Source organism: Actinoplanes sp. NPDC051513 (assembly GCF_044454685.1).
Lineage (GTDB): Bacteria > Actinomycetota > Actinomycetes > Mycobacteriales > Micromonosporaceae > Actinoplanes.
On the sequence record NZ_JBITDW010000005.1, the window covers coordinates 172298 to 179034 of the forward strand.

At 71.6% G+C, this 6737-nt stretch carries 7 protein-coding genes; 4 read left to right on the forward strand and 3 right to left on the reverse strand.

Features of this window, described 5'->3' with window-relative positions; all coding sequences use genetic code 11:
• Nucleotides 1-190 precede the first annotated feature (190 nt).
• Complete coding sequence (locus ACIA5D_RS18615) at nucleotides 191-2521, reverse strand: PAS domain S-box protein (protein WP_396031198.1); 2331 nt, start codon at nucleotides 2519-2521, stop codon at nucleotides 191-193.
• Between the two features lie 175 nt (nucleotides 2522-2696).
• Nucleotides 2697-3278, reverse strand: coding sequence for a dihydrofolate reductase family protein (locus ACIA5D_RS18620; RefSeq protein WP_396031199.1), 582 nt, complete (start codon nucleotides 3276-3278; stop codon nucleotides 2697-2699).
• 181 nt (nucleotides 3279-3459) lie between these two features.
• Here ACIA5D_RS18620 and ACIA5D_RS18625 point away from each other — a divergent pair, with 181 nt between their 5' ends.
• From ACIA5D_RS18625 to ACIA5D_RS18635, 3 genes are read left to right on the forward strand one after another with little or no spacing between them, the layout of a single operon-like run.
• Complete coding sequence (locus ACIA5D_RS18625) at nucleotides 3460-4188, forward strand: hypothetical protein (protein ID WP_396031200.1); 729 nt, start codon at nucleotides 3460-3462, stop codon at nucleotides 4186-4188.
• A 1-nt stretch (nucleotide 4189) separates the two neighbouring features.
• Nucleotides 4190-4681 (forward strand): SigE family RNA polymerase sigma factor, encoded by a 492-nt coding sequence (locus ACIA5D_RS18630; RefSeq protein ID WP_396031201.1) that lies wholly within the window; start codon nucleotides 4190-4192, stop codon nucleotides 4679-4681.
• A gap of 29 nt (nucleotides 4682-4710) precedes the next feature.
• The gene (locus ACIA5D_RS18635; protein WP_396031202.1) at nucleotides 4711-5211 is read left to right on the forward strand and encodes a peptide deformylase; all 501 of its coding nucleotides are present in this window, start codon (nucleotides 4711-4713) and stop codon (nucleotides 5209-5211) included.
• On the opposite strand, the gene ACIA5D_RS18640 is transcribed toward ACIA5D_RS18635, so the two are convergent.
• Complete coding sequence (locus ACIA5D_RS18640; RefSeq protein WP_396031203.1) at nucleotides 5141-5908, reverse strand: ArsR/SmtB family transcription factor; 768 nt, start codon at nucleotides 5906-5908, stop codon at nucleotides 5141-5143. The genes ACIA5D_RS18635 and ACIA5D_RS18640 overlap by 71 nt on opposite strands.
• 108 nt (nucleotides 5909-6016) lie before the next feature.
• On the opposite strand from ACIA5D_RS18640, the gene ACIA5D_RS18645 reads away from it, so the two are divergent.
• The gene (locus ACIA5D_RS18645) at nucleotides 6017-6613 is read left to right on the forward strand and encodes a YbhB/YbcL family Raf kinase inhibitor-like protein (RefSeq protein ID WP_396031204.1); all 597 of its coding nucleotides are present in this window, start codon (nucleotides 6017-6019) and stop codon (nucleotides 6611-6613) included.
• Nucleotides 6614-6737 lie beyond the last annotated feature (124 nt).

Genomic DNA, 6737 nt, shown 5'->3' on the forward strand with positions numbered 1-6737 from the left:
GACATGATCGAGCTCGATTCGGGCCGCAGATCCGTCAGGCGCCTGCGCTGACGCCGGCGATTGCCTGCGCTGAGGCCGGTGATCGCCCGCGCTGACGCCGGTGATCGCCTGCGGGGCGTGGCGGCGATCGCCCGCGCTGACGCCGGTGATCGCCTGCGGGGCGTGGCGGCAAGACCACCCGCGCCTCCGGCTACGAAGGGTGTGTGTCGAGGACCTCGCGGATCCGGTCGAGCAACGTGGTTTCGGAGAAGGGTTTCTCGACGAGGGTGACGCCGGGGTCGAGGGTGCCCTGGGAGGCGAGGACCGGCTGGGCGTAGCCGGACATGTAGAGCACCTGGATGTCGGGGTAGCGGTCGCGGATCTTGGCGGCGAGTTCTTTGCCGAGCATGCCTGGCATGATCACGTCGGTGAGGAGCAGGTCGAGGTGACTGCCGGCGTGTTCCGCGGCCTTGAGGGCTTCCGTTCCGCTGGCCGCGGTGAGGACGTGGTAGCCGTTCCGGCTCAGGATGCGCCGGGCCACCTCGCGCAGCGCTTCCTCGTCTTCGACGATCAGGACGGCCTCGCCGCCGGGGTGATGCGCGGCGGCAGGCGTCGCCGGGGCCGCGGCGACCGGTGCGGCCGGCTCGGCGGTGGCGGGTAGCAGCGCGGTGAACGCGGTGCCGGCGCCGGGGCTGGAGGCGATCCGCGCGTGCCCGCCGGCCTGGGTGATGATGCCGTAGACGGTGGCCAGTCCGAGGCCGGAGCCTTCGCCCTTGGGCTTGGTGGTGAAGAACGGCTCGAACACGTGCTCGGCGACCTCCGGCGGGATGCCGGTGCCGGTGTCGGCGACGCGGAGTTTCACGTACCGGCCGGTTCCGAGGTCGGGGGCGGCCGCCGCGGTGGTCTCGTCGAGGGTGTGGTTGGCGGTGCAGATGCTCAGGGTGCCGCCGTCGGGCATCGCATCGCGGGCGTTGACGGCCAGGTTGACCAGGACCTGTTCGAGCTGGCCGGGGTCGGCCAGGACCGGCCACAGGTCGTCGGGCAGGGTGGTGTGCAACTGGATGTGCTCGCCGATGGTGCGCCGGAGGAGCGCTTCGACCTCGGCGACGACCGTGTTGAGGTTGAGGACCTGGGGGCGGACGACCTCGCGGCGGCCGAAGGCGAGCAGCTGGTGGGTGAGCTCGGTGGCCCGTTCCCCGGCCCGTCGTACCTGGGCGATGTCGTGCCGGACCGCTTGCCAGGCGGGGTCCGCGCCGTGCGCGTCGTCGATCTCCTCGGCGATGAAGGTGGTGTAGTTCAGCATCACGGCGAGCAGGTTGTTGAAGTCGTGGGCGACGCCGCCGGCGAGCTGGCCGAGGCTCTCGAGGCGCTGCGCCTGGTGCAGTTGCGCTTCGAGGCGTTCGCGCTCGGCCTGGCTCTTGAGGCGTTCCCGTTCGGCCTGGAGCTCGAGCCGGTCGGTGACGTCGCGGATGGCGGCCGAGACGACCGGGCCGTCCTCGGTGTCCACCCCGACGATCTGGCCGGTGGCGTCCACGATCGGGGACATGTTCAGCGACACGGTCACGCTGGTGCCGTCCTTGCGGACCCGATGGGTCCGGTACTGCTCGACCCGCTTGCCCGCGGCGATCTGGGCGAGGATGTCCCGCTCGACGGCCTGTTGGTCGGGTGGGTACAGCACCCCGACGTGCCGGCCGATGATCTCCTGCGCGAAGTAGCCGTAGAGCCGTTCCGCGCCCGGGTTCCAGCTGGTGATCACCCCGTCGAGGGTCTTGCCCATGATGGCGTCGTGGGAGGACTGCACGATCGACGCCAGCCGGTTGACCGCTTCGGCGGCCCGTTGCCGTTCGGTGACGTCGCGGACCGCGGCCGAGACCAGCACGCCGTCCTCGGTGTCGATGGCCGACAACGAGATCTCGCAGGGGAACTCGGTGCCGTCGCGACGGCGGGCGGCCAGGGCCATGCCGCCCCCCATCGGGCGATGGGCCGGGTCGGTCAGATACCTGGTGCGGTGTCCCGGGTGCCGTTCCCGGACGGCGTCGGGGACCAGCAGCTCGATCGTCTGGCCGACCAGTTCGTCACGGCGGTAGCCGAACAGCCGTTCGGCCTGCGCGTTGACCAGGGCGATCACGCCGTCCGGGCCGACCCCGACGGTGGCGTCCGGAGCCGCTTCGAGCAGCCCCCGGAACTTCGCCTCCGCGCGGACCCGGTCGCTGACGTCGCGTACCGCGGCGACCACCAGCGGCCCCCGGTCCGACTGCACCACCGACAGGGAGATCTCCGCGGGAAACTGCGTGCCGTCGTGCCGCCGGCCGGCCAGCTGCATACCGGCGCCCATCGGCCGGGGCCGCGCGTCGGCCAGGTAACGCCGGCGATGCCCGGGATGCACGGCCCGCGCCTGTTCCGGGACCAGCAACTCGATCGGCTGGCCGACCAGTTCGTCGCGCTGGTAGCCGAACAGCCGCTCGGCCTGCGCGTTGGCCAGGGCGATCGTGCCATCCGGGCCGACCCCGACGATCGCGTCCGGCGCCGCCTCGAGCAGCATGTCAGAGCCCCAACCCGACTGCGCCGACATACCGATCGCCCCCGGTCACGGTGTGCGGGCCTCCCGCCCGGTCGCCGGGCGGGACGGGCCCTGATTCACGGTAGACGGGTCCGGTCCAGATATCCGGGGCCTCGGCCGATGCCGGCGACCGGGTGGGCACCACCGTGCACTTGCGTCAGTCGCCCCCCTCGAGCCCGCCCACGGTGTAGGTCAGGTAGGCGAACTCGCCCCGGCGCGTGACATCGGCCAGCGCGAGCCGCGCCGACGTCAGCCGCCGGGGGAGCACCGGCGCGCCGGCCCCGAGGGCCACCGGCGCCACCCCGAGAATCAGCTCATCGAGCAATGACGCGTCGGCGAACGAGCCCGCGAGCTCGCCGCCCCCGACGACCCAGATGTTCTTGCCGGCCGCGGCCGCGGTCATCGCCTCGTGGACGGGACGCACGTCGCCCTGGACGAAGTGCAGCGTGGCCCCGGGGATCGGCGGCAGCGACCGGTGGGTGAACACCCAGGCCGGCACGTCGCCGTAGTATTCCTTCCATTTGCCCGGATTATCGAGCAAGTTATCGTGATCGAGAACCCACTGATACGTTGTGGCGCCCATGGCGAAGGCCCCCACGTCGGCGAAGAACTCGGCGAACGGGTTGGTTGCCGAGCCGTCCGGGCCGGACCCGACTTCGAACAACCAATCGAGGGAGTTGGACTCGTCGGCGATGAACCCGTCGATGGTGGTGGCTGTGTAGTACTGCGTTTTCGGCATGGGGCGACCCTGCCATGGGGGTACGACAAAATCCGGGCGCGCATCACTGTCACCTGATGGCACGTTCAGCCCGTCTTTGCGGGTAGAGGGTGCGGGAAGAGGGTCGCTGGTGACGGAAGATCTGCGGACGTTGCTGCGAGCCGACCTGAGCGCCGAACGGCCGCCGCCGCTGGGCGACATCGTGGACGCCGCGATCCGCGATGGGCGGCGAATCCGCCGTACGCGAAGAATTCGGGCATTCTCCGCAGGTTTGCTGGCCATCGCCGCGGCCGTGACCGCCTTCGTGCTCGTGGGTGACGGCGGCGTAGCCGGCCGTCGAGATGTGCCGATCGAGGCCGCCGGGCGATCAACTCCCCAAACCGTGCCACCTGTGCCGCCCGCCCCCATGGCGAGTATCGAAGCGCGTACGTTTTCCATCCGCAGCGGCAGTGACCGTGCCGGCCAGATGCGGGAGAAAGCGACCTCAGCGGCGATGCTTCATCTTCTGACGCAACTATTACCGCCCGGACGGACGAGCCATTTCGCCGTGGCGCCCGAGGATGATCTCCAGGTGCAGTTGTACCTGGACGGCGGGTCGGGCCCGGGTGTGGTGCGGGTGGAGGTCGACAAGAGCGCGCCGGAGAAAGGCGCCGAGCCGCCCCGTGGCGCCACCGCCAGGGTGACAATCAGGCACATGCCGGACAATTGCCTGGAAAGCATGGTGGTGGACGCGGCCTGGCCGGATGGCACGGTCGTTCAGGTCGAGGTGCCCAGCTGCCTGGACGGCCCGCAGCTCCCGCCCGCGCCGCCCGCCCTCACCGTCGACGAGGCGGTCCGCGTGGCCGCCGACCCGCGCTGGGGCGTGACCATGGACACCGCGCTGATCACCGTCGGCGCGAGCGAGTTCCCCAGCCCGCCGGTGATCGACTGAGATGACCGAGGACGACGAGTTCGCGGAGTTCGCGAACGCCCACGCCGAGCGCCTGCGCAACACCGCGTTCATGCTCTGCCACGACTGGCACCTCGCCCAGGACCTCACCCAGACCGCGCTCACCAAGCTGTTCCTGAGCTGGCGCCGGGCCGCGCAGGCCGACAATCTCCACGCGTACGCCCAGAAGATCCTGCTCCGCGCCTACCTGGACCACCGCCGCCGCCGGTCGTCGACCGAGTCGACGCCGGGAGTGCTGCACGAGCCGGCCTACCGCGAGAGCCCCGAGCTGCGCCTGACCATGCTCGACGCGCTGGGCCGGCTGCCGGTCCGCGACCGCGCCATCGTGATCCTGCGGTACTTCGAGGACTACAGCGTCGAGCAGGTCGCCGGCGTGCTCGAGATCCCCGAGAGCGTGGTGAAGAGCCAGACCCGCCGCTCCCTGGCCAAACTGCGCGAGGTGCTGTCGGCCGAGCAACTGGCCCTGTTCGCCTAGGCCGGTAACGCCCGGATAGCCTTTTACTCATGGCAGTTCGGCCCATTCGGATCTTCGGCGACCCGGTTCTGCGCACCGAGGCCGACCCGGTCACCGCCTTCGACGCGCAGCTGCGTGCGCTCGTCGCCGATCTCGAGGACACCGTCCGCGTGCCGGGCCGGGCCGGGGTCGCCGCGCCGCAGATCGGCGTGAGCCTGCGCGTGTTCTCCTACAACGTGGCCGGCCAGGTGGGCCACCTGGTCAACCCGGTCCTGTCCGGCTTCGAGGGCGAGCAGGACGACGAGGAAGGATGCCTGTCCCTGCCGGGACTGGCCTATCCGACGAAGAGGTCGATGTCGGTGACGGCGAAGGGCTTCGACGCGTACGGCGAACCGCTCGTGATCCACGGCACGGGATTCCTCGCGCGCGCCCTGCAGCACGAGACCGACCACCTGAACGGCACGCTGTACGTCGACACCCTCAGCGGTGACGCGCGACGGCAGGCGCTGCGGGAGCTGCGCCGGGTGAGCCCCGCCCCGCGGGCTCGATGACCACCCCGAGCTGATCCTCGAGCGCACGGGCGCCCACGTCGGTGACCCTCACCGCCCGGCCGGTGCCGATCCGCACGATCCAGCCCGCGTCGAAGGCGTGCCGGCAGATCGCCGCACCCACCGTCCCCGCCAGGTGTGATCGCCGCTCGGTCCAGTCGAGGCACTCCCGCAGCACCGGCCGCTTGCCCGATCTGTCGAGCGCGCCGGGTTTGTCGAGGAAGATCGCGTTGGCCGCCAGCCAGGCGGTGCCCCGCGGCGTCACCGCCAGGCCGTGCGACCGGCTGATCATGCCGTGGGCGGTCATGGCGTCGGCCACGGCGACGCCGACGAATCCGGCGAGGTGGTCGTAGCAGGTGCGGGCGAAGGCCAGGTTCCGCCGCCGGTGCGCCGCCGACAGCGACACCACCGGTGGCGGCGGCCCGGGCGTGCCGGCTGCCGCGACCGTCTCGATCAGCGCGGCCACCTCCGGGCCGGCCAGCTGCAGATAGCGGTGCCGCCCCTGCTTGCGTTGCGCGAGCAGGCCACCGGCGACCAGGCGGTCGGCGTGCTCGGAGGCCGTCGAGATCGCCACCCCGGCGTGCTTGGCCAGCTCACCGACGGTCCAGGCGCGGCCGTCCAGCAGGGCGAGGCAGAAGGCGGCTCGCGTGCGGTCGGCCAGCAGCGCGGCCCACCCGGCGAGCGACTCGGCGTTGTCCATGCCCCGATGATGTCCCGCCGACACTTCGGCGCCTACCAAAGTCGGATCGACACCACCCGCCGCGACCCGCAGAATCGGTGGCGTTCAGCGCATCGAAGGAGGTTGATCATGCATCGCATATCCCGCCGCTTCGCCGTGGTGGCGTCCGTCGTGCTCCTGATCCTCGGCGGCGCGGTCGGCGCGTCCGCCGCCACGGGGTTCCCGCACTTCGGCTACCACAAGGTCCGCAGCGGCCTGCCGACCGGCATCAAACATTTCACCCTGACCAGCAGCGATGTCCGGGCCGGCAAACCGATTCCGGCCCGCTTCTGGGGCTGCGAGGACGCCGGCGTCTCACCCGCGCTCGCCTGGCACGGCGCCCCCGCCGCGACCCAGAGCTACGCCGTCACGGTCTTCGACGCCGACGCGCCCACCGGCAGCGGCTTCTGGCACTGGACGGCGTGGGACGTGCCGGCGACGACCAGGTCGCTTCCGACCGGCGTGGTCCTGCCGGGGGTGAACGGCACGAACGACGGCGGCACGGTGGGTTACACGGGTCCGTGCCCGCCGACCGGCGACATCACCCACCGGTACACGTTCACGGTGATCGCCCTCGACGTGCCGAGCCTCGAGCTCACTCCCGACACGCGGGGCGCGGTCGCCGGCTTCGTGATCGGCCAGCACGCGATCGCGTCGGCGTCGTTCGTCGCCACCGCCCGGCAGTGATCGCGGTTCGTTGAGGGGGTGGCCCGGGGCGGCGGGGGGGGGGGGCCGGGCCCCCCCCCACCCAAAACCCCCACCCGGGCCGGGGGCGGCGTGGGGCCCGGGGCCCGGTTTGAACGGGGGGTGT

Bases quoted from the DNA above. Each gene is read 5' to 3' on its own strand.
- ACIA5D_RS18635 (WP_396031202.1), top strand. From the start codon at position 4,711: ATGGCAGTTCGGCCCATTCGGATCTTCGGCGACCCGGTTCTGCGCACC.
- ACIA5D_RS18645 (WP_396031204.1), top strand. From the start codon at position 6,017: ATGCATCGCATATCCCGCCGCTTCGCCGTGGTGGCGTCCGTCGTGCTC.
- ACIA5D_RS18630 (WP_396031201.1), top strand. From the start codon at position 4,190: ATGACCGAGGACGACGAGTTCGCGGAGTTCGCGAACGCCCACGCCGAG.
- ACIA5D_RS18620 (WP_396031199.1), bottom strand. From the start codon at position 3,278: ATGCCGAAAACGCAGTACTACACAGCCACCACCATCGACGGGTTCATC.
- ACIA5D_RS18615 (WP_396031198.1), bottom strand. From the start codon at position 2,521: ATGCTGCTCGAGGCGGCGCCGGACGCGATCGTCGGGGTCGGCCCGGAT.
- ACIA5D_RS18640 (WP_396031203.1), bottom strand. From the start codon at position 5,908: ATGGACAACGCCGAGTCGCTCGCCGGGTGGGCCGCGCTGCTGGCCGAC.